Origin of the sequence: Clostridium sp. AM27-31LB, assembly GCF_003480745.1 — a bacterium.
Lineage (GTDB): Bacteria > Bacillota > Clostridia > Lachnospirales > Lachnospiraceae > Butyribacter > Butyribacter intestini.
Genome location: NZ_QUJS01000013.1, coordinates 39,165 through 63,280, shown reverse-complemented (window position 1 = coordinate 63,280; position 24,116 = coordinate 39,165). Strand labels below are relative to the sequence as shown.

The 24,116-nt window shown below is 37.0% G+C and carries 15 protein-coding genes; 7 read left to right on the top strand and 8 right to left on the bottom strand.

The window, feature by feature from the left end; genetic code table 11:
* The first annotated feature begins 68 nt into the window (after positions 1-68).
* Positions 69-1,802 (top strand): methyl-accepting chemotaxis protein, encoded by a 1,734-nt coding sequence (locus DW721_RS15090; RefSeq protein WP_118746225.1) that lies wholly within the window; start codon positions 69-71, stop codon positions 1,800-1,802.
* A 166-nt stretch (positions 1,803-1,968) separates the two neighbouring features.
* Here the strand turns inward: DW721_RS15090 and DW721_RS15085 are convergent, their stop codons facing one another.
* The 7 genes from DW721_RS15085 to DW721_RS15055 form a co-directional block, all read right to left on the bottom strand.
* Entirely contained in the window at positions 1,969-3,798 is a 1,830-nt protein-coding gene (locus DW721_RS15085) for a methyl-accepting chemotaxis protein (RefSeq protein ID WP_118746224.1), read from the bottom strand.
* Positions 3,799-4,042: 244 nt separating this feature from the next.
* Positions 4,043-5,755, bottom strand: coding sequence for a carbohydrate ABC transporter substrate-binding protein (locus DW721_RS15080; RefSeq protein WP_022013246.1), 1,713 nt, complete (start codon positions 5,753-5,755; stop codon positions 4,043-4,045).
* Positions 5,756-5,947: 192 nt separating this feature from the next.
* Positions 5,948-6,733 (bottom strand): DUF624 domain-containing protein, encoded by a 786-nt coding sequence (locus tag DW721_RS15075; RefSeq protein WP_182436350.1) that lies wholly within the window; start codon positions 6,731-6,733, stop codon positions 5,948-5,950.
* A gap of 231 nt (positions 6,734-6,964) precedes the next feature.
* Complete coding sequence (locus DW721_RS15070; RefSeq protein ID WP_118746222.1) at positions 6,965-7,930, bottom strand: carbohydrate ABC transporter permease; 966 nt, start codon at positions 7,928-7,930, stop codon at positions 6,965-6,967.
* Positions 7,931-7,944: 14 nt separating this feature from the next.
* Positions 7,945-9,408, bottom strand: coding sequence for an ABC transporter permease subunit (locus DW721_RS15065; protein WP_118746221.1), 1,464 nt, complete (start codon positions 9,406-9,408; stop codon positions 7,945-7,947).
* A 366-nt stretch (positions 9,409-9,774) separates the two neighbouring features.
* Positions 9,775-10,641: a hypothetical protein gene (locus DW721_RS15060; RefSeq protein WP_118746220.1), complete on the bottom strand. Its 867-nt coding sequence runs from the start codon at positions 10,639-10,641 to the stop codon at positions 9,775-9,777.
* Between the two features lie 178 nt (positions 10,642-10,819).
* Positions 10,820-12,547 carry a sensor histidine kinase gene (locus tag DW721_RS15055; protein WP_182436349.1) on the bottom strand — a complete coding sequence of 576 codons (1,728 nt, stop codon included), beginning with the start codon at positions 12,545-12,547 and terminating at the stop codon, positions 10,820-10,822.
* A gap of 312 nt (positions 12,548-12,859) precedes the next feature.
* On the opposite strand from DW721_RS15055, the gene DW721_RS15050 reads away from it, so the two are divergent.
* Positions 12,860-15,376 carry a hypothetical protein gene (locus DW721_RS15050; RefSeq protein ID WP_147355420.1) on the top strand — a complete coding sequence of 839 codons (2,517 nt, stop codon included), beginning with the start codon at positions 12,860-12,862 and terminating at the stop codon, positions 15,374-15,376.
* A gap of 155 nt (positions 15,377-15,531) precedes the next feature.
* Here DW721_RS15050 and DW721_RS15045 read toward each other — a convergent pair whose 3' ends face one another.
* Positions 15,532-15,873 carry an Ig-like domain-containing protein gene (locus DW721_RS15045; protein ID WP_022015471.1) on the bottom strand — a complete coding sequence of 114 codons (342 nt, stop codon included), beginning with the start codon at positions 15,871-15,873 and terminating at the stop codon, positions 15,532-15,534.
* A gap of 367 nt (positions 15,874-16,240) precedes the next feature.
* Here DW721_RS15045 and DW721_RS15040 point away from each other — a divergent pair, with 367 nt between their 5' ends.
* The 5 genes from DW721_RS15040 (at position 16,241) to DW721_RS15020 (ending at position 24,101) form a co-directional block, all read left to right on the top strand.
* Positions 16,241-16,966: a flavin reductase family protein gene (locus DW721_RS15040; protein ID WP_118746217.1), complete on the top strand. Its 726-nt coding sequence runs from the start codon at positions 16,241-16,243 to the stop codon at positions 16,964-16,966.
* Positions 16,967-17,073: 107 nt separating this feature from the next.
* Positions 17,074-18,933, top strand: a complete 1,860-nt coding sequence (locus tag DW721_RS15035; RefSeq protein WP_118746216.1) for an AAA family ATPase — start codon at positions 17,074-17,076, stop codon at positions 18,931-18,933.
* Positions 18,934-19,297: 364 nt separating this feature from the next.
* The gene (locus DW721_RS15030) at positions 19,298-20,599 is read left to right on the top strand and encodes a UDP-N-acetylglucosamine 1-carboxyvinyltransferase (protein ID WP_022015474.1); all 1,302 of its coding nucleotides are present in this window, start codon (positions 19,298-19,300) and stop codon (positions 20,597-20,599) included.
* A 40-nt stretch (positions 20,600-20,639) separates the two neighbouring features.
* On the top strand, positions 20,640-21,815 hold the full coding sequence (locus tag DW721_RS15025) for a DnaJ domain-containing protein (protein ID WP_082440858.1): 1,176 nt from the start codon (positions 20,640-20,642) through the stop codon (positions 21,813-21,815).
* Between the two features lie 183 nt (positions 21,816-21,998).
* On the top strand, positions 21,999-24,101 hold the full coding sequence (locus DW721_RS15020; RefSeq protein WP_118746215.1) for a hypothetical protein: 2,103 nt from the start codon (positions 21,999-22,001) through the stop codon (positions 24,099-24,101).
* Positions 24,102-24,116 lie beyond the last annotated feature (15 nt).

Genomic DNA, 24,116 nt, shown 5'->3' with positions numbered 1-24,116 from the left:
TTTTTGCCCAATTTTTATGTCTAAGATACATAAAAATATATTATGGACGATGAAGGGAGAAATTTATTATGAAACTAAAAAACACAAGCATAAAAATCAAAATTATGCTTCCTGTCGCTGTGATAGTGGTTCTTCTTGCATTATCAAGTTTAACCTCTATTCGCATAGCCAACAATATGCTAAATGTCGGTACTGAAATTTCTGACAATTATTCCAAAAGCCTTGTATTGCTCGGTGATATATCAGAGAAATTTGAGTCATTAAACAGCATAATCTATAAACATTGCATATCTACTGACGACAGCGTAAAATCAAGCCTTGTCCAAAACTACAAAACGAGAACAAAAGAGATTTCAAATCTCTGTACCCAGTTTGAGAAAACACTTGATGCAGGTCAGGAAGAAGACAACTTCAATGAATTTAAGTCAAATTATGATAAGTACCTCAAAGATTTTAACACTGCACTTAATGCCAGTACCGCAGGTCAGGGTACTTTAGCTGCTGAGATGGCAAATAACACACTCTTCACACAGTCGCAAAAAATTGAAGATAATATAACTGAAATGCAGGATGCGAATCAGAAAGCAATGGATGCAGGTGTTGCAAAACAAAAAAGTGTATATAGTGCAAGCCAGATAACAGGCATTACACTTCTTGTCATTGGTTTAATACTTGGTTTTAGTGTACTCTATATCTGCTATATGTCTATATGTCGTCCCGTTGCAGGTATGAACAAAGCACTTGCTGAAATTATAGAAAACATAAATGCCGGCAATGGCGATCTTACAAAACGACTCAGCATCAGAGCAAAAGATGAGATTGGTATAATAGGTGATGATATAAATAAGTTTATTGAAACTTTACAGGAGATTATGAAAAAAATCACCAGCAATACTAACAAGCTTGAAAATATTGTCGGTACCGTATCTAACAAGGTTGTCAAAGCCAATGATAATTCATGCGATATATCAGCAGTTATGGAAGAACTTTCATCTGCAATGGAAGAAGTGTCTGCCACTGTTATCTCGGTAAACGATAACACAAATGATGTAGATTCAAATGTCACAGACCTCTCAGACGAGTCTGTTAAGCTTCTTGATTATGTAAACGAAATGAAAGAGCGTGCAAATACTCTTGAAAAAACAGCTGTAGACAACGGAAATACCGCCAATGAAATTATAAGCGGAATCGTTCAAAGTCTTGAAAAAGCTATTGAAGAAAGCAAGAGTGTTGATAAGGTCAATGACCTTACAAAAGACATATTAGACATATCCAACCAGACAAATCTTCTTGCGTTAAATGCTTCTATCGAAGCTGCAAGAGCAGGTGAAGCCGGAAAGGGCTTTGCTGTTGTAGCTGATGAAATCCGCCAGCTTGCAGATTCAAGCCGTGAAGCAGCAAACAATATCCAAAATATCAACAGTATGGTTATTGTAGCCGTTAAAGAACTTACTCAAAATTCAAACCAAATGATAGACTACATAACAAACAATGTTTTGGAAGATTATGTCGGATTTGTCAAATCAGGACACCAGTACAGTGATGATGCTGAGCATGTCACCGAAATAGTAACTAAGTTTAACACTATGGCATCATCTATTAAAGAAGCCATGTCAAATGTTTCAGAGTCTTTAAATGGTATATCTACAGCCGTTGAAGAAAGCACAAACGGAATTACAAATGTTGCAACAAACACAACAGACCTTGTATCCGGCATTGAGGATATCTCAAATGAGATGCATGAAAATGAGCAGATTGCAAATGAATTAAAGGACGAGGCAGACAGATTTGTTTCTCTCTAATCCATTATAAACCAACTTTACATTGCAATATTTATTTTATGGCTGAACTGTTACAATATAGCACAAAAAGAAGCGGCAAAACCTTGCCGCTTCTTTTTATTATATTCACTTTGATGCCTGATTTTATTTTTTAGTTAAGCAGATATTCGCAACCCACATTCAAACTTTAGTCCTCATACAATCTGAACTTCTTTATGTAATCACTCATATCCGCTGCAAGATTTTGCAAATCATTTGCACTATCTCCTATAACATCAATCGAAGCTCCAATCTCCTGAACTGATGCGGATGTTTCTTCTGTGCTTGCTGCATTTTGTTCAGCTATTGCTGAAAGGCTTTCAAGAACCGAACTTACATTATTCTTTGCATTGTTTATCTCATTTATCTGCTTTGAAATACTATCTGTAAGTTCTATAACCTTGTCAGTTTCGTTTGTAAGCCCCTTAAATGATTTTCTTGTATTTCCAAGTTTGTCAATCTGTATTGAAACATCATCACTTACTGTTGCCATTCTCTCAACGCTTACATTGGAGTTTTCCAATAGCTCTGACACAATCCTCTCTATCTCGTCTGCACTGTTCATACTGCTCTCAGAAAGGCTTCTTATCTCATCTGCCACTACTGCAAAGCCTTTTCCGTGTTCTCCGGCTCGTGCAGCTTCTATAGAAGCATTAAGCGAGAGAAGACTTGTCTGGTCAGCTATCGACTGTATCAGCTCAACTGCACTCCTTATAGCCTCCGCCGAAACATTTGTTTTAGATGTTTCTTCTTTAAGCACTGAAATCTCATCTGAAGTATTTTCACTTATCTTAACAAGCTCTTGTAATACTGCCATTGTCTCCCCACTCATATTTTTCATCTTCTCAACTGACTCTGAGAGGTTATTCATCGTATCAGTACATCTGTCTATATCTGCACCAATGTTTATAACACTTTCATTTGCACTCTGGGTATCAGATGCCTGACTTCCTGCCCCATCTGCAATCCCTGTAACAGCTTGTTCTATACTTGAAACCGTATCATCAACTTTTTCTATACTGTCCTTTAATGACACTGATGCATCATCAAGCTTAGAACTATTGTCCATCAAAGCCTTTGCCATTGTTGAAAGTTCTTCTTTAAGAACCAATGCCGACCTTGCCAGCATACCCATCTCGTCATTGTACTTTGCAACCTTATTCACACTTATGTCCCTGTGTGCCAGATCAAGTTCTGCCATACGGTTCATTGAAAATACTACATCCTTTATAGGTGCTGCTATTCTCCTCGTTATAATTATTGCCAGACTTCCCATAACCACAACTACAATAATTATAGCAATCGCAGATCTTGCATACACTTTTCTTACCGGTGCATTTATTTCAGATTTGTCGCAGCATAATACCAATGTAAATGCACCGGTATTGCTTGTAAGGTATGAAGCTATTTTATTTTTTCCTTTATATTTGTAATCAACAAATCCACCATTTGTACTGCCACCGCCTTTATTGAGCATCTTATCTACAATACCTTCAATAACCGGCACATCAACTTTTGAACCAATCTTATTCTCATCCGGATGCCATGCATAATTTTTGTCAGAATCAATAATATACATATATGATGTTGACAATCCGTCTATCCCGGCTCCTTTCAAAGCATTTCGCAATGCAACCTTTGTAAGTACGACATTCTTGCCACTTCTGTCAATCTGCTTGTCAAAAGATTCTCCTAAAGTTTTGACAACATCACTCATCGTCGATTTTGTATTGCTTTGCAATGTTTTACTCACATACGGAACTACCAGCAATGCAATAAGTATAACTGTAGCAAATATGCTGATATATACAAGAGATGCAATCCTCGCAACTATTGATCTTGACTTCTTTATCCCCGATTTCTGTTTTTTATTTTCCACCACATTCTTTTCAGTCGGATTTTCATTTGTCTTTGTAAATGACTCTGTTTTCTTTTTTACCTTATTTTCTTTTAATGTCATTTTTAAAATTTTTTTCATGATTATCCCCTCCGTCTATACGTTTTCTCACGGCAGACACCATGAGTATCGTGCTTATAATAATGCATTTCATCTAAACAACTTCATTCTTTAGCCCTTATTTTATAACAAACTGCACAAAATTTCAATATTTTTAAGCAATTATCCTTAAGACTATTTATCCATCTTCACCAACACAAAAATCCCCTCCGCCTGTTATGACGGAGAGGATAAATATCCATATAAGGTTTAACTTTAAATTTTTCTAGTTACTCAATGCTTTTTCTAATGAACGACGAGTTGCAGCTTCGTTCTCACACCACTTAAGGCACTTATCGTAACCATATGCTGCTGTATCTTTCTTCATCTTCTGAACACACTTGTTGTACTCAGCATCTGTCTTAGCATAAATCGCTTTCCAAGAGTTCTCTTTGATAGATGTTGTAACCTGTGCCCATGTTGTCTTTAACTCATCATCCTTAGCACTTGCTGAATAAGATGTTGCAGGTGCAACTACATAGTTTCCACCCTTTTCCATGTACTCGTTAAGGTTCTTACATCCTGTCTTGTCAACCCAATCCTGCTGAATCTTGTACTCAGGAGTCTTAACATTAGATTTCCAGTTATCACTGTTGTATGTTTCACCGTTTGAATCAGGGTTCTCTGCATCGTTAGCCCATGTAGAGAATGCTGCCTGGATACTTCCATCCTGGAATGATCCCTTATGCTTCTCCATCTTTGTCTTACCATCGGCATGAGTCTTTTTACCAAGCTCTGTAAAGTATGTATTACCATCCTTATCGTAATTCCATGTTTCACCCTTAGGACCATACTGATATATCATACGACCTTCCGGAGTTGCAAAGTAGTTGATAATTTCCATACATAAGTCAGGGTACTCTGTCTTAGCACCGATTGTTGTAACTCGGTCACCACCCTGTGTATTCATACCATAAACGATAGGCTTAGCTTCCTCAGGTTTCATACAGTACATATATTTTCCGGCTTTAAGATGTGCGTCTGTGTTAAATCCAAGTGAGCCTGAGTAGTTGAAGATTGAGAATAATACACCACCACTCTTAACCTTAGCACTCATCTGGTCGTATGTCTGTGTCATCGAATCAGGATCTACAAGACCTGCACGATATAAGTCATTGTAGAACTTAAGCATCTGGAGGTATGGTCCGTTATCCTCAAGTGCGTCATGGAACTTACCTGTCTGAGGGTCATATAATCCGATACCCATCTCATCATAACCATAGTAAGCTGTAACTGTAGACTTAACATACATAACCATTCCGTCATCCCAGTCAGACCAGAGTGAAACGGCATATGTAGGATTTCCGTTATCATCCTTAGGACAAATTTCGTGCATCTTAATAAGCATATTCTTGAATTCATCAAGATTTTTAACCTTCGGGTAACCCATCTTCTTATATAAATCCCAACGAGTATCCCATGTATAGAAGAATGCATCATGATCCTTACTGCTTGTTGCGATACTGTGTCCAATACCATAAGTAGTATCTCTTTCGCCATCTGTAATTGTCTTTGTAAGACCACTGTTCTTCTTAAGAGCATCTGACATATGCTTCTTAATATATGGTCCGCAGTCTGTAAGAAGATCATCTTCGTTCCAGTCGAGGAGAAGGTTGTTCTTAACAGCATCTACATAATCCTTTGAATCACTTCCCCAGATAACGATGTCTCCAAGGTCACCTTTCTGGGCACGTGTCTGGTAAACACCATCTGCATCAGGAATAATATTAAGCTCAACATTGAACTTTTCTTTAAGCACATCTGCTCCCCATCCTGTCTGCATACCCTGTGTGTTAGCCAACTGGCTGTAAACATCTAATTTAACGACGCCGTTTTTCTTTTTAGTACCACATCCGGAAAGCACTGATGCAGAACCTACAACCATACTGCCTGCAAGCAATACAGAAAGCATTTTTTTACTAAATGCACCTTTTCTCATAATTTTCCTCTTTTCTGTGTTGTATAATAAATCTCATATAAATTTGTGCACAACACAACACAAATTCATTTGTCTTATGTATATATTTTACATTTTCAAGGGCAAATGTGCAATATTTTTAAGCACTTTTATTACCCTCACTTTTTTTGAAACTTTATATTATTATTTCTACATTTTTTGTTTACATATAGTTTATTCGTTCTTTTTTGCTCTCTGAGCAAGTTTTTCATAATCTATAGTCTCATATTCAGATACATCTACATCCTCTTCTGTTTCTTCTTCCTCATCATCAGAACCGCTGTTATCTTTTTCAATCCGGAGGAATATCGGTTTTGCCATTCCGCTTATCGTAAACATTATACATACCGGTCCAATAATAAGTCCAATAAACTCTGTTGTACCCGACCATACAAACAACAGGATTTCAAATGCAACAACCAAAAATATAAGTATCGTTTTCTTAAAATATCTGAGAGAAATCGTAAATGAATTTCTAAGCGTATTTATAACGGTATTCTCATATCTTCCCATAAGTGCATACGCATAAACATAATGCGTAAATAATAATATCAGCCCCAGTATAAAGACTATAAGAAACATTATATTTGAATCTTTGACATTATTAAAAAGCTGGAAATCAAGATACAGTGCATATACTGCAAATGTCTGTATCATGCCTGCTATTCCACCCTTGAAGAAACTCGCTTTAAACTCTTTAAAGAAAGGTTTAAATATATAACCCTCCTCGTCATCCACCATTTTAAGCGTAATCGAAAATGCCGCCACCGATGCAGCTCCCATGGTAAACGCTCCTATGATACCACATGGTATCCAGAACAATCCGAGCCACTTAGGAAAAGCAAGTGCCAGCAATAACGGCAGACTGCAAAAGAGCCATAAAAAATTGAGTTCGAGCACATCCACAAGTCTTGTGCCAAATTTGTATAACGGGCTTTCAAAGAAACCATTTTTGAACATATAAATATTATCCCTCATTTCTGCACACGTTTTTTGTGCATATTAAGTTTGTGTCAAGTGTGCGCAGACACAAATCTTGTGTGCGAAAAATCTTGCATATATGGATTTTTCACACTATCCCCACTATCTGACTGTAAATTTTTTAATGGGTGACTGTTTACACAATCACCCATTTATAAAAACTATAATCAGATTATCAAATCTTGAACCAAATTGCAATACATTACAGCATCAACCCTTGACTGCACCGAGCATGATACCTTTCTCGAAGTATCTCTGCATAAACGGATATACGCAAAGGATAGGAATAACTGATACCATTGAGATAGTGTACTTAATAACCTTTGAATTCATAGCCTGTTCCATTGCATTCTTAGCTGTAGATGAATCTGCACCGTCCATCAATGTGCCGAGATTTGATGACTGGTTCAGGTAAATGTAAAGTCTGTGCTGCAATGTAAAGAGTTTTGAATCACTCATAAGTATTAAAGAATCCTGGAATGAGTTCCAATGACCTACCGCACCGAAAATTGCGATTGTCGCAAGGATTGGTTTACTAAGAGGCCATATAAGTTTCCTAAATACCATCATATATGAAGCACCATCAATAAATGCACTTTCCTCAAGTTCCGCCGGAATCGACTCTATGTATGTCTTTACCAGAATGATATTATACGGAGCCACAATAGCAGGTATAATATATGCTGAGTAATGATTTGTCATACCGAGCATTGCAAAGTTCATGTACCATGGAATAAGACCTGCATTAAAATACATTGTAATAACAAGGAAACGATACCAGAAACTTCTGTGCCACATTTCCTGTTTAGTAACGAGATAACCTATAAACGCCGATGCAATTACCATAAGTGCAGTACCAATAAGTGTTCTTGATACTGATATAATAAATGCTGAACCAAGGTCACTAACCTCTTTAAGTGCAAGGTAATTTTGAATATTAAATCCCTTTGGCCAGAAGTTTACGATACCTCTCTGAACATAATCATTTCTTGATACTGTATTTACAAACAGATACCAGAATGGGAATATACAAGTAATTGTAAACAAAGTAAAGAACAAATAGTTAAAAATATAAAATACTATATCACCAGGTGTAAGACGATATTTTCTTTTATGCTTCTTTTCATACTCTCTTTCTCTCTTAGCATCTTCTTTTTCCTGTTTTGTCTTTGCCATATCGTACTCACCTCCTATATGATACTCTCACCACGAAGCAGCTTAGATGCTCCATTGGCAACAAACAACAATACTACGGATATTACTGATTTAAACATACCTACAACCGTTGACAACGGAATACTTCCGCTGCTTCCCATACCTAACTGGTAAACATAAAGGTCAAGAACTCTGATTGACTGTGCGTTCTGTGCGTTTGTGAAGCAGAGGTACTGGTCAAGACCGTTTGTAAGGATGTTTGCGATTGACATAAGTAAAAGTACAAAGAATGTTGGCAGAAGTCCCGGAAGTGTAACATGCCACATCTTCTGGAATCTTCCGGCACCATCAACCGTCGCCGCCTCATAAAGACTCTGGTCGATACCTGAAATACCTGCTATATAGATAATGGCACTCCAGCCGACACCTTTCCATGTGCCCCACGCCCACATCTTAATCCACATATGTGAGTCAGCCATCAGATAGTTCTTACCCTGTGCATTCTGTGCTAACATTCCAAACTCTTTCATGAATGTATTGATGAAACCATCTGTAGAGAAGATAGCTATAGCTATAGCATATACAAGTACCCAGCTTATGAAGTTAGGGATTGTTGTAAATGTCTGTACAAAACGACGGAATCTGAGACTCTTAATCTCGCAGAGAAATACAGCGAACATCATAGGAATCCAGCTTGTCAATACATTTAACATACTAAGACCAAGTGTATTTTTAATAACATTTATAAGGTCACGCCTTGTAGCTTCATTCTTAAATAAATATGTAAACCACTTAAAACCTACAAAATTGCTCATTGATAAAGTTCCACCGGCTTTGTAATCGAAGAATGCATATCTCCAGCCCCAAAGTGGTAAATAGCAGAATACGAAAGCAAGTGCTGCAAATGGAAGGAACATAAGGAAAAGCTTATATTTTGATTCCATTTCAAATTTCTCATTCTTGTCTGCCTTAGGCATACCCGCCATAAGGATAAGTGTTGTAACAAGAAGTATAATTGCAAATACTGCATATAAAATCATTCCATTAGGGAATACAGGTTTTACGCGTTTTACATTTTCACTGTTCTGAATCATGTTGTAACTTATATAACAAAAGACAACACCGACAATCTCAGCTAACGAACCGCCAAAAGAAAACTTAAGTCCAAGTCTCTGTAATCTGAGATTTCCTAATGACATACATCCCCCTGCAATCGCAAGGCAAATACCAATCATCAATACAAGTGAACCAATAAATACTACAACAAATACAGTTTCATCAACCCATTCCATACGAAGTGCTCTGCTCGCACCGTCTGTAAGACTTGAGTATGAAACACCTGATGTAAACAATGAAATCGTGTCGTCGATCAATTTTGTAATTCTTGATGGACTAAATGCCGGAAAGAACGCTGCAACTATGGCTAAAATAGTAACAAGTCTCTGAACTATATAAACATAGTCTAGCGTGCCTCTCCTTTCCTTTTTTTCTTCTTTCATAATGACCTCCTAAGTTATGATTGGATAATCTTTTTGGCTATATAAATCTTTTATAACCATTTATCTTTTATCTGACCTTCTTCTTGATTTAATTATATAAATTTGGGGTGTAAAATACTACCACAAATTATTGACCGAAAATACATTTATTTTTCATACAAGTTTAATATTAGTTTATTTTTTGAATGTATTTTTAATATATTTCAATAACCTGTATATTTACTGATACATACATTTTCCTTTAAGCACCTACACCGCAGATACACATCAAAAAACCGCCGCATCAGCACGATACGGCAGTTTTATTTAAACATTTATTATCCTTATAATAAATCCTAACTAAAGGTCATATGTTTTTATTTCTGATTAGTTTTTCTTTTTCTTAACGAATACTATAACACCTGCGACAACTACTACTGCAACAACTACAACTACTGCAACTGCTGTTGTGTTTGTACCTCCATTACTTTCAGTACTGCTTTTTGATGAAGTTGATGATGATGCACTTGAGTCTGCTGCCGGTGTAGGAGTAGCTGCAACTGCATTAGGATTGTCATTTGTAAATCCGCTTATAGTAAATGTAATCTGGATAGAATCAGATGGGCAAAGGATTGAAGGATTTTCAAACTGATCCTTTTTGTATGTATTTGTGCAGTCAAACTGGTAAAGTTTAACAAGCTCTGTATCCTCGTTTGTATAAGGCTCTCCTGAGAATGCCTCTCTGCCGTCGATAGACATCTTTACATCTGAAATCTTAACTGTGCCGTCTTTGATAGCACTGATAGGAATATCTGTTGATGCGTAAATCATTGATATAGGGTTTGCATCAAGGTCTGTGTCGATACAACCGTTAAGACCTGTTACACCGATAGTGTAAGTACCGTTTCCTGTAATCTCGGCATCAGTAACGGTTCCGTCCTTCTTTAATACTTTTCCATCTTTTGACTGAAGAATACTTGCATAATCATTTCCTGCAAGGTCAGTTCCCTTTACACCTAATGTAGGGCTGAACCACTGATCACGGAAAATCCATGTATTCTGCTGCTGAAGTCCGAAGTATGCATGATATGTTCCATCAGGATTAAATTTTGCTTTACCTGCTTTTTCACCGTCTTTTGTGCACTGTGGTTTTACTGCCGCATTTGCTGCATTTGGAACTGCACCAACCGTAAGTGCCATTGCGAGAGCACATCCTGCGATTGCTGCTGAAATTTTTCTTAAAGATTTTCTCATAGTAAATCTTCCTCCTATACTTTTTTGTCCGGTGACCTTACTTTTACCTGATAATCATGTAGCCACCACATTTCCAATATCTTAACATAATTCTAGGGGTAAATACCGTAAAATAAAACCATACTTTTTTGACATATTTACCCCTAGAATTAGTTAAATTATTTGATTTTAAGCAACATTACTCCCCAAAAACAAACGGCATCATTATTGTTATTTTTGTTCCTTTTCCAAGAGTGCTGTCTACCGTAACTCCAAACTGCTCTCCATATTGCAGCTTAAGTCTTTGATTTACATTGCTTACACCTATATGACCTTTTTCTGCCGCCTCACCTGAATTTATGGCATATCTCAATTTTCCAAGCTGATAATAGTCCATTCCGACACCGTCATCCTCTATTGTCACGACGATGACTCCCATGTCACGGCTCACATGCACTGTAAGATTTCCACCGTCCTCACTTGACTCCAGACCATGCACAAAGGCATTTTCGACAAACGGCTGTATTATAAGAGGAAGAACTTTTGCATCCTGTTCCACATCATCATCAACGATAACCTGCGAATGTATCCTGTCTCCAAACCTGTAATTTTGTATTTTTAAATAATATTCTATAAGCTGGACTTCCGATTTAAGAGTGACCTTTTTGTCGCTTACCTGAATATTTCTTCTCATTATCTTTGCAAGCATCTTTACAAGTTCCTCTATTTCAGGCTCTTTGTTTATTTTTGCTTTCATTCTTATTGTTTCGAGTGTGTTGTAAAGGAAATGCGGATTTATCTGACTGGCAAGCATCTTAAATTCCACTTCTCTTTGTTTCGTATGAATCTTTTCTTTCTGAACCTGTTCCTCAACAATTTTTTGCATAAGTTCACGATTGTCATCCCGCATCTTTTCGACTTCCTTATAAAGTTCAGCAATCTCGTCAGTCCCCTCAATAGGCGTAACCTTATCATATTCTCCAATAGCAACATAATGCATCTGTTTACGCAAAAGTTCCATTCGATTTGAATACATTTTGGAAAACACAAGTATCAGAATAACTGACGCAAAAAGCCCTACGATAACAGCAGTATAACTTTTCAGGCTGTTAATATTTATACTTGATGTAAGATCCTGAAATCTCTCTATCGTTGTAATTGTAAAATGCGGCGGGTCTTCATACTCATATCCCTTTATCCGTGGATATATCTTATTATAAACAAGAAGATAGTCTTCAACTCCGACCGTAATCTGTCCTGCATACTCATGCTGCTTCTTTTTTTTAAGCCGTTCTGCCAAAAACGGTGTATCATCATCCATGGCATAATTTGTGTATATTATTTCACTATCATTATACAAAAGCACCGTATGCATAGAGCGTTCTGATATGGTATCTATAATAAAATCATTTTGTAACTGCACACACAATACCGCTATAATCTTTCCATATTTGTCCTTCATTGCCCTTGTTACCTGGATATGTTTCTGTCTGGTAGTTCGTCCAACGCCATAATTCCAGCATACATCTCCGTTTCTTTCAATCGTCGGCTTATACCAGTTCTCTGTCTTTACGGCATCACCCAGATAAAAGAAATACTTATTTGCACTTATCGGCTTATTATCAACAAATATCTTTATATCAGATATATCTCTTTTATAATAAGACAGATAGCGGTCAATAATCCCAAGTCTTGCATTGCACTCGTTTTCAAAATCAGATATGCTGTCGTAAGTTTTTCTTGTAACATCATTGACTGCCGAACTTACATATAATTGATTTAACACATCAACGGCCACAGTCATTGACTCTGAAATCTGCCGTTTTAGTATTTCAATCTCACTTTCCTGAGTATTTTTATTTAATTTTATCATGTTAGATTGGTTTTTTGCATTTGTATATAAACTTGCAGCTATAAAAGGGAGCATTCCACCTATAATATATATTAGAAGCATCCTGTTATGCAGTCTCAGGCCGCCTTTAACTTTATTTTTAATTTTTTGTCTTAAACCCATTGCTATATTTCCTTAACTTTTATTTTTATGTATGACCTATTATTGCCATTTTTTTATTTTACCATATTTATACTATTATTTATAGAAAAAATTTGCCATTATTTGAATTTTATTTTATACTTATATATATTTTTGTAAGGTGTTTTAACTAATGGTATTTTTAGTTTTCCACCTAAGTATAATAATTTGGGTAAAAGCCTTTTTGGGGGCAGAATGGAGTTTTATATGTTTAATAAGAAAAAGAAGAAGAAAATATTTATTTTTTTTGAAGCCGCACTTGCACTTTCAATATGCTGTTTTGCAGCCCGTATGATAAAGGCACACGCCTCATCAACCGACTCTGCCGACAGCTTACCTAATAAATTTATCAGCATTTTCTCGGAAACATTTTCGGATAATTCATCATCAGACGGCTCACCATCAGACAACACAACCGATGTGACACCTGAAGCCACCCCGGAACCTACGATTCCTGCAGCCCTCGAGGGCACAGTTACGGAATCTCACACCACATCCGCCACGACTTCTGCCGTGTCTATAGAATGGACACCAGTCGAAGATGCCGAGGGTTACAGTCTCACCCTTACATATAACAACAATACAACTACAATCGAAACTACTGAAAACACTTACAATATAACAGATTTGTCACCTGCAACAGTTATTTCTTATCATCTGAGCTTTTATAAGACAATTTTAGGTCAAAAAGTTTACAGTTCTCCATCTGCAGAGTTTTCCACAAGTTCTTCCGTGACAAAAGTCACCGGATTGACACTTACAGATAGGACTTCACCTTTAGAAGATAACGGTCAGGTTACTTTGAGCTGGGATGCCATGAGCAACGCTCTTTACAATGTTTACTACAAACAAAAAAATGCTTCTGACTATACTTTAGCCGGAACTGCAACAACCAATTCACTCGTCATTTCGCAGCTTAAAGCATCTGAAAACTATGATTTTTATGTTCAGGCATATTGTCTTTCACCGGACAATGTTGGCGAAGCCTCAGATGTTATTTCCGTTACAACGCTCCCTTACACCGTATATGGTTTTTCTGCTGACTTGGAAACTGAAACACAGATTGACCTTTCGTGGGACGAAAATACAAGCGGTAATTACTACAAAATATACAGAAGTGTCAATGACGGACCTGCAGAATTTCTTTTACAGACTGAACAGACATCTTATTCGGACACAAATCTGGAGCCCGGAACTGTCTGCTCATATCAGATTTCTGTCGTAAACACAACTACAGGACTTGAGAGTACATTAACCAGTGTTTTGCGTTGTGCATCACGCCCAACTGCCGTAACAGGTGCAGCTATAGAAAAAAGCACTGCTACGACCATCTCTTTTAACTGGGAGCAAAACACCTCTGCCACAGGATATATTATATACAGAAAAAAGGGGTCCGGCTCATATGTATATCTCACAAGCACGACTGAGACATCATATACAGACACTTCCCTTGCATCAGGCTCAAATTACAGATATAAACTTCTTGCATATGCAGATACCGAACAGCATCCAAGTTTAAACTATTCTAATGAAATAAAAACTTCTACTTTACCTGCAAGACTTACGGTAAAAGGAAAAGCCGGCTACGGAAAACTCAGGCTTTCATGGACTGCCACCACAGGTGCGAGCGGTTACTATATTTATCAGCTTAAAGCTGGCAGTTACGAACTCATAGATACCTTAGAGGGCAAATCAAATGTATCTAAAGTTTACGAAAATATGACTATAGGCACTTTCTACAAATACAAAGTAACTGCTTATAGAAATGCATTCAGTCAGAAATTTATCGGTCAGAATTCTGTTGTAACAACCGTAAAACCGGTAAAAACAAAGAAAACACTTACAACACCAAGTTACTACTCCACAAAGAAAGCATTGACTTCAAGCTATGCGTGGAGCAAAGTTCCTTATGTTAAAAAATATGCTAATTACAAAAAATGCATAACTATTCCCGGTATCCGTTCAACAAATGTTGCCGGATTTGAGAGTACAAAAATGTGTCCTCAGGCAATTACATTTGCCGGAAAATATCTGCTTATAACAGCATATGACACTTACTCAGAAGAAAAATCAGTAATATATGTAATGAACAAATATAACAGAAAACTGCTTACGGTTATCGTGCTTCCAAACAAGACACATGGCGGCGGCATATGTTATGACGGCAAGACCGTATGGGTTACAAACGGTCAAAAGATAAGCGGTATTGCTTTTACCGACATAAACTATGCGGCATCTAAAAGACTTGCCTACAAAGAAGTTGAATATACGAAAACACTTGCAACAAACTATAAGTGTTCATTCCTTACATATTATAAGAAGCAGATTTGGACAGGTAACTTTGAATATACAAAAAATGGAACACTCAGAAGTTACACTATTATCAATCCAAATTCAGAAAATACAACATTAAAAGAGCGTTCAAGCGTAACCATCCCTCCTGCAGTTCAGGGTATCACTTTTGCAACCGGCGGAAAGCTTATCGTTTCAAGAGCATACGGATATACAAATGAGCTTGACATTTACAAACCGGCAAAACCGGGAACAACTTCCATGCGTCTTGGCAAGAGACTAAAAAAGATAACAATGCCTGCATTAAATGAGGGAATCGCCATAAACGGTGCATATTTATATGTAAACTTTGAATCAGGTCTTCCGGGTTCACTCGCACTTAATCATATGGATCGTATCCTCGCACTCAAACTTAAGGCGATATTAAAGTAAACTGATGCCGCTTTCTAAAATGCTGCAATACAGGGCATCAGTCCGCAGTGAAATAAACAATAAAATTAAAGCGAAACACTTATATAAGTGCTTCGCTTTAATTTTATTGTTTTGCTTTTATATTATTTGAATTAATATTAACAATACTTCACAGATTAATCAATCTTAAACTGAACCTGTATCGGCTCTTTAAGTGGTTTTCCGTTTAAAGACTTTACATTTGTCGTAATGTTTAAAATATAAGATTCATTCTGTGCGTATGCCTCCATAGGCTCTATTTCTATCTCATTTTCAAGTGAATTATATCTTATAGCAGTCTTTAACGGCGAAAGATTTAATGATGTAACATAAAGATTTACATTATTTACCGTCTTAGGATCAAGTGGAACATTAAACTTAATCTTCCATACAAAATTGCCTGTCTTAAACTTGAGATCCTGCTTTACCTTATTTTCCATACCTGCACTCATGGACTCAAACTCCAAATAGTTTGCCATACCTTATCCCCTGCCTTTCATTATGTATATTAAAATAATTTTATTTTTATCTTATAAGGCTTCATGCTCCACATGAAGTATTTTTCCAATTTAGATATATCTCGCAATTTCTATTACAATTCTATCACAATTATTTTCTTTTGAATAGTGTTTTTGAACACAAGATTTGTTATACTATATATAATATGGTTAGGTAATTGCGAAGCTAACTATATGCTGTGATAATTGCACACTTGTAACACTATCAGATAAATTCTTTTGGATAGTGTTATGAGCAAGCAGCAGAGCGGATTACGAATATCCGTTTGACCAGCATATTACAAGAGTTCCGCAAATATCTATATGTAGATGTAAGAAAGGAAAAAGAATGAGCAAGATAAATTTTAAACCAGGCAACATGATATATCCGCTTCCTGCGGTCATGGTTTCATGTGGTGATATTGAAACAGAGTCAAATATCCTCACTGTTGCATGGACAGGCACCATATGTACTAATCCGCCGATGGCATACATATCAGTCCGTCCTGAGAGATATTCCTATGACATGATTAAAAAATCAGGTGAATTTGTGATAAATCTCACAACCGAACAGCTTATAAAAGCCACCGATTTTTGTGGTGTGCGCTCCGGCAGGGATGTAGATAAATGGCTCAAATGTAATCTCACAAAAGAAAAAGCCGACACTGTAAAATGTCCTCTTATTGCCGAGTCCCCGGTAAACATTGAGTGCAAAGTGACTGAGATAAAAGAACTTGGCTCTCACCATATGTTTATCGCCAATGTAACCGCTGTCCATGTCGATGAGAGTTATATGGATAAAAACAATTCGTTCCACCTAAATGATTCAAACCTGCTCGCCTACTCACACGGTTCCTATTTTGGACTTGGAAATGAACTTGGAACCTTCGGCTACTCTATCCGAAAAAAGAAGGCAGCGGCAAAGAGTTCACAAAAAGCTGAAAAAAAGTCACACACGGACAAGAAACGAATTGTTAAAGAAAAAAAGAGTATGTCTCAAAAAGTAATGGCAAAGCAAAACATAAAACACAGCAAAGCAACTGTAAAAAACAAACGAATAAAAAAACATAAATAAAAGCACTTACAAAATATAAGACAAAACTTACCGTTTAAACATTATAGCCGGTAACAAAACAGTACCTCAAAACATAAAATTATTATACAAAGAGAGAAGGCAGCCGTATGAAAATAATTTATATAAAAATCAAAAATTTTAAATCAATATCAGAACTTGAAATAAACGACATTGAAAATGCACTTATCCTTGTCGGTAAGAACAATACAGGTAAAACCTCCATAATAGATGCTATACTTTTGGCATCAAACTTAAAAGCTGCATCAGAACATGAGTTTCTCGATATAAACAAACCCATCGAGATTTCCATGCAGATAGAGTTTACCGAAGATGACCTTAATTATTATTATTCAAAAGGAATTTTGTGCAAGGCAAATAATTTTGAAAAGTGGTTTGAAGAATTCAAAGAAAAGATACCGTCTTATAATAATGGAATTGTATCTTTTACTTTCCACAATAACCCAAACGGTGCAACACGCTACAGTGACGGTTTCAGCAAACACAATCCTTATATCGAAAAGATATTTCCACGCATTTACCACATCGACCAGACACGCAATCTCGATGCATTACAAAATGATGTGTTTAGTTTTTATGACAAGGAATCTTTTCAGAAACTTAAAGACAATGAGTGTACCTTTGACCCAAAAAGGAAATGTAACCGTTGTTTCCAGTGTATAGGACTCATCAACAAAAAAACACCTGAGGAGCTGACGCTTTTTGAGACTATACGCCTGCTTCAGTTCAAACTTTTCCACACAAACCTCAGTGCGTTTGAGCATAAAGTCAATGAATATTTTCGTGCTAACGGCAGTCCGTCACAGGAAATACGCTACGAATTAAATTCAAATATCGACAATCTCCTCAAGGTAGAAACAAAAGTCTACAATAAAGAAAGAGAAAAGATAATCGGCTCACTCAATGTACTCGGTGAGGGACTAAAAAGCATCTACACACTCTCATTACTTGAGGCATATATTGATGAGAAAGACACTCTCCCATGTATAATACTTATGGAAGACCCTGAGATTTATCTTCATCCTCAGCTTCAGAAAGTGGCGAGTGAAATATTATATAACCTTTCAAAGAAAAATCAGGTTATCTTCTCAACTCACTCACCAAACCTGATATTCAACTTCTCAACAAAACAGATACGGGAAGTTATATTAAATGAAGAATATTATACTGATATAAGAAAAAATACTGACATTGACATGATACTCAATGACCTCGGATATACGGCAAACGACCTTATGAATGTCAGTTTTGTATTTATCGTTGAGGGCAAACAGGACAGCAACCGTCTGCCTCTCCTGCTCAAAAAATATTACTCTGAGATTTATGACGAAAACGGGCAGTTGCAGAGGATTACAATAATTCCGACAAACAGTTGCACCAATATAAAAACTTACGCAAACCTTAAATATATAAACAAACTTTACCTTAAAGACCAGTTCCTTATGATAAGGGACAGCGACGGCAAAAATCCAAAATATCTAAAAAAACAGTTGTGCAGTTACTACACACAGCGTGCAAAAGAAGATGTTGGAAACCTGCCGAGAGTAGAGCCAAAAAATGTTCTTATATTAAAATATTATTCCTTTGAAAATTATTTTCTCGATCCGAAAATAATGGCAAGGATAGGAGTAATAAAATCAGAAGAAGATTTTTATAACATACTTTTCAAAAAGTATAAGGACTATCTGTATAAGCTTACAAGTGTCAAAAAAATGCAGCGTGTCATCGGCAAACACATAAAGACAAAACAAGACATAAAAGACAATATTGAAAACATAAAAATTTATGTACGCGGTCATAATCTTTTCGATATATTTTACGGCAGGTATCATGGAACGGCAGAACAGGAAATATTACAAAAATATATTGATGTTGCACCAAGGGACACCTTTAAAGATATATTTGATGCTATAGATGCTTTTGTTTATTTTGAAAACAGAAAGAAATAAAATACTTTGTAACAGTTCTACCTAAAAAGATAATAAACAATAAAATAAGCAAGCTTATTTATTGCCAATTATCTTTTTTGTGCTGAACTGTTACAAAGACTTAAACTTTTCTTAATAAAATTTAGGTTGACATAACTGTACATTTGACTATAATAGTTTTATGTGTTGAACTCTGCCTATTGTGATTAAATCACTGTTTTTCAGGGCATTTTACCAACACATATATATACTGCTCACACTTATGTGTATTTGGCAGCTATATTTTTACAAAAGTACAGATATGTATAAAAAAAGATTTACTTGAATATAACAGACTTAATATAGATAGAAAAATAAATAAAAATCCGTTCTAATGAGGTGTAAAATGGAAAATCAGTATATTATAAAAGGTGGCACCCCTCTCAAAGGTGAGGTAACAATCGGAGGTGCAAAAAATGCAGCATTAGGTATTCTTGCCGCTGCTATTATGACAGACGAAACAGTAACTATCGAAAATCTGCCTGATGTCCGTGACATAAATGTATTATTACAGGCAATAGAGGGAATCGGTGCAACAGTTCAGCGTATCAACTCTCACACTGTCAAGATTAACGGTAGTACCATAGGTAATATCACCATAGATTATGATTCAATCAGAAAAATCCGTGCATCCTACTATCTTTTAGGTGCGTTACTCGGAAAATACAACAAAGCACAGGTAGCTCTCCCTGGCGGCTGTGACATAGGAAGTCGCCCTATTGACCAGCATTTAAAGGGCTTTAGGGCACTTGGTGCAACAGTTACCATTGAACATGGCATGATAAACACATTTGCTGACTCACTCGTTGGAAATCATATATTCCTCGATGTTGTATCAGTAGGTGCAACGATAAACATTATGCTTGCTTCATGTATGGCAGAGGGCCGTACAGTCATAGAAAATGCTGCAAAGGAGCCACATATCGTTGATGTTGCAAACTTCTTAAACAGTATGGGTGCAGACATCAAAGGTGCCGGTACAGACAAGATCCGTATAAATGGCGTGAGCAAACTTCATTCGAGCGAGTATTCTATAATTCCCGACCAGATTGAAGCTGGTACTTTTATGGTCGCTGCTGCCGCAACTCACGGTGATGTCCTTATCAAAAATGTTATTCCTAAACATTTAGAGGCAATTTCCGTTAAACTTATCGAAATCGGTGCAACCGTTGAGGAATACGATGATGCAGTCCGTGTATCTGCCGACCACCGTCTCGGTCACACTCAGGTAAAGACTCTCCCATATCCTGGATTTCCTACGGATATGCAGCCACAGATTGCCACTCTTCTCGCTCTTTCAGAGGGTACAAGTACGGTTACGGAAAGCATATTTGAAAACCGTTTTAAATATGTTGATGAACTTGCCCGTATGGGAGCTTCAATAAAAGTTGAGGGCAATGTTGCCATTATCGAGGGTGTTGAGGGCTTTACAGGTGCGGCTATTTCTGCCCCTGACCTTCGTGCCGGTGCTGCACTCGTCGTTGCCGGTCTTGTTGCAGAAGGCTACACTACTATTGATTCAATACACTTTATCGAACGCGGTTACGAAAACTTTGAGGGAAAAATAACCGCCCTAGGTGCGTCCATGGAAAAGATTCCGGTTGATGATGAACGTGCCGTGATGAAATTTAAATTAAAAGTCGGTTAAACCTATATAAGGGCAAGCATCACGCTTGCCCTTGCTTATAATGAGGGGGTGTATTAAAATCAGGCATTTATTTAAAGATTATTATCAGATTTTACAGGTGCATTATGACGCTTCTCCTGATGTTATTAAAGCAGCTTATCGCAAGCTCTGTACCCTGTATCATCCGGATACCAGCCACAACCCAAATGAAGACAAAAGAATGCTCGATATAAACGAAGCCTACAGCATACTTTCAAATCCAGAAAAACGGACAACCTATCATAAACTCTGGCTTCAAAACCGTACAGACCGCTCAAGACAGGTTCACCCCGCTTCTGCTTTTAACGCATCCTTATCAGACATATCGGCAAAGGATGTACTTGACAGATTTTTTCATGCACTTCTTACAAAAAACTGGAAAAACGCTTATGCCTGTCTCACTCTTGAGGACCAGGAACACTTTACCCTTGACGAATTTTCTGCCTGGAAAGATGCAGTAAATTCATGTTTTGAGATGCAGGATTACAGGATTTCTTTTTATAAAAATTATAGCAAATGCCGCATTGAAGGTACCGTATATCCTTTCGTAAAGGAATTTGCAGTCACGATAACTGATACCGACCTTCAGCTTTCACAGACTTCCCAAAATATGTCTCACAAATATGTTGCATATGACGGAAATTCATGGAAAGTATGTCTCGGTATGCACTCTCTTAAACAAGCAACATTAAAATTTAAGCTGATGGCATCAAGAAGACAAAATTATGACCCGATTATGATTTATAATAATGCTGTATCAAGAACAGACCCGCTTACCGGACTGCTAAGTGAAAAAGGCTTTTATGACGATTCATTTAAAGAGATAGAACGACATAAACGCTACCATAATCCGGTCAGTTTTGCCGTCTTTCAGATAGACTGCTACAGACCGGAGCGTGAAATCTACTGTCTTTGCCAATGTGCAAGTATTTTAAAAACGGAATGTCGTATAAATGACATTATAGGCCGTCTCGGAAATAAGCAGATAGTATGTCTTTTTGCCGAGACAAATGAAAAACAGGCAGAAGCAGCCGTAAATAAATTTTTAAAGTCAATAAAAATACGGCAGAGCGAGCCTTTCACCGTAAATGCAGGAATATTGCAATACAACCGGATTCATTCTCTTGAAGATACCGTTTTTACCATATCGTCAAATGTCAGTAAACAGCAGAACACGATAAAAATGAACAATACATAATGTACTCTCTGAATCTTCTGAACGAAGAATTTCGAGATGGATTTTCGATATACAATGACATTTTCGCAGTGCGTACACGGTGTGTACAACGAGAAAATTCAAACAGTATATCGGAAAAGCATCCAAAATGACCCGGTTTGAGAAGATACCTAGAGTACATCACATAAATAAGGGGGACTAAGTATGAATATGACTACTGCAAAAAGAACGACAAATACAATATTTAAAATAGCCGTTTTAAGTATTTTAATAATAGCCGCCGCTGCTCTTTACCTTCCGTCAGAGTCATCGGCAGCTACAAAAAAAACAACTTTAAAAACAAAATCAGCAACAATATATGTAAACGGAAAATACACTATCTCACTTAAAAACAAACTTAAAAATGCTACTTATTTTTATACTTCAAACAAAACATCAATAGCCAAAGTATCTGCAAAAGGTGCTATTACCGGATGCGGTAAAGGTACGGCGAAAATAAGTGTACGATACAAATATAAAAAAGAATTTAAGTCTGTAGGTACATTTAAGGTAACTGTCAAAAAAGCGTCATTAAAAAGCAGCTACAAAAAATTCACTGCTACTGTAGGTGATGTATTCCAGCCGTCTGATTATCTAAACAGCGTAAACAAATCGGCTGAATATCTTTTTACAAACACATCCTCAAAAGTTGCCAGTGCAGTGACAAGCGGTGCTATAACCTGTTTGAAAGCAGGTTATACAAATCTGTCAATCCACGAAGTTTACAACAAAAAAAGCCGCACTATAGGTCATATGGAACTTACTGTAATGGGAGCTTCTCTTCGTGCTGACTCATTTAAACTCGCATATTTAAAACAGCTTCCAATCGATGACATTGTAGAAAATATTGACAACACAGCTACATACAGCTTTACTTCAGACCATCCGGAGCTTTTTGAGCTAAATGACAGTGGAGTTATATCAACCACAACCGGTAACACTGTCCAGACCAGCAATATCACGCTTACCGAGACAACTCCCGACGGCATTAAAAGAGTTCTCGGAACATTTAAAGTTGAACTCACAAACGAGCCGTTTATATCCGCTTCAGACCAGAGTATAACAGTAGGGCTTGGTTCAACCATCCAGGCATCTGATTACGAAGGAATAAGCATTACAAACCCTCGTGCCGGTGCGTCTTATTTCTTCACACCTAAAGATACAAATATAATATCAAATGATATGGTTGCCGTTAATTACGGAACCACCACCGTCGAAGTAAAAGAATATTATAACAACCAGATAACCACTCTTCCCGAGACAGTTCAGGTAACGGTTACTACTGCATCAATAAAGAAATCACTTTCACTAAACGGTTTTACAACAATGGTTGACGGTGATGTTTACGGTGATTACCCTGTTGACTGCCGTAACCATACAAAACTGTATCATTATGAATCTGCCAACACATCAATCTGTACTGTCACGACAGGTGGGGACAAACAGGATCAGGATTATCTTGTTATATCACCACTCAAGGTTGGAATAACTTCAATATCAGTTTACGAAACTGTTTCCGGTGAGTCAGATAAAACAAAAATCGGAAGCTTTAAAGTAACAGTAAAAGAAGATACAAGTGATCTTCCTGACCTTGATACACTCAAAGCAAGCCAGATTTTTAGAAGCATTGCTTACACACACAATGATAAAACAATAAATGGTGTTGTAAATACCAACTCATTATCATGCAGTTTCTATGACAGCTATGGCGGATATATTGACTATGGTACTGATTTTTCAAGTCTTACAGCCGGCAGCTTTACATATGTACTCAAAAAATCAAAATACAAGGTTACAAATGTTGAGACAATTGACGGTGGCATGAACTGGACATTCACCATTGATCTCGGTGACACAGACCACACACTTGTAAATGTACCGGTTACATTATCACCGGCACAGCTTGACACAAGCACAATTATTGACAATATCGTTGTCAAACTCGGAACAACGACAAACCGGATAACAGATATAAAAGCCGCAGATTCATCATTTGAAACAACATTTACTGCCGCACAGTACATTGCAGCCGGTGCAACAGAATACAGTAATACTGCCGTAAAACCTGTCGCACTGAGTGATCTCACAAATGTAACCTGCACCGTAACACAAAAAACTTACAATGCGGTAAACACACCTAACGCAAATATAGCAGTGAAACATATTACTGAGCCTGCAACAAAAGACAACAAAACATGGCTGTTTACAGTAACTTTTGAAGATGGCACAAGCAAAGATTACACTGTTACATTAGGATTAAAAAAGTAAAAAACATCAAATTAA

Bases quoted from the DNA above. Each gene is read 5' to 3' on its own strand.
- DW721_RS15090 (WP_118746225.1), top strand. From the start codon at position 69: ATGAAACTAAAAAACACAAGCATAAAAATCAAAATTATGCTTCCTGTC.
- DW721_RS15085 (WP_118746224.1), bottom strand. From the start codon at position 3,798: ATGAAAAAAATTTTAAAAATGACATTAAAAGAAAATAAGGTAAAAAAG.
- DW721_RS15080 (WP_022013246.1), bottom strand. From the start codon at position 5,755: ATGAGAAAAGGTGCATTTAGTAAAAAAATGCTTTCTGTATTGCTTGCA.
- DW721_RS15075 (WP_182436350.1), bottom strand. From the start codon at position 6,733: ATGTTCAAAAATGGTTTCTTTGAAAGCCCGTTATACAAATTTGGCACA.
- DW721_RS15070 (WP_118746222.1), bottom strand. From the start codon at position 7,930: ATGGCAAAGACAAAACAGGAAAAAGAAGATGCTAAGAGAGAAAGAGAG.
- DW721_RS15065 (WP_118746221.1), bottom strand. From the start codon at position 9,408: ATGAAAGAAGAAAAAAAGGAAAGGAGAGGCACGCTAGACTATGTTTAT.
- DW721_RS15060 (WP_118746220.1), bottom strand. From the start codon at position 10,641: ATGAGAAAATCTTTAAGAAAAATTTCAGCAGCAATCGCAGGATGTGCT.
- DW721_RS15055 (WP_182436349.1), bottom strand. From the start codon at position 12,547: ATGCTCCCTTTTATAGCTGCAAGTTTATATACAAATGCAAAAAACCAA.
- DW721_RS15050 (WP_147355420.1), top strand. From the start codon at position 12,860: ATGTTTAATAAGAAAAAGAAGAAGAAAATATTTATTTTTTTTGAAGCC.
- DW721_RS15045 (WP_022015471.1), bottom strand. From the start codon at position 15,873: ATGGCAAACTATTTGGAGTTTGAGTCCATGAGTGCAGGTATGGAAAAT.
- DW721_RS15040 (WP_118746217.1), top strand. From the start codon at position 16,241: ATGAGCAAGATAAATTTTAAACCAGGCAACATGATATATCCGCTTCCT.
- DW721_RS15035 (WP_118746216.1), top strand. From the start codon at position 17,074: ATGAAAATAATTTATATAAAAATCAAAAATTTTAAATCAATATCAGAA.
- DW721_RS15030 (WP_022015474.1), top strand. From the start codon at position 19,298: ATGGAAAATCAGTATATTATAAAAGGTGGCACCCCTCTCAAAGGTGAG.
- DW721_RS15025 (WP_082440858.1), top strand. From the start codon at position 20,640: ATGAGGGGGTGTATTAAAATCAGGCATTTATTTAAAGATTATTATCAG.
- DW721_RS15020 (WP_118746215.1), top strand. From the start codon at position 21,999: ATGAATATGACTACTGCAAAAAGAACGACAAATACAATATTTAAAATA.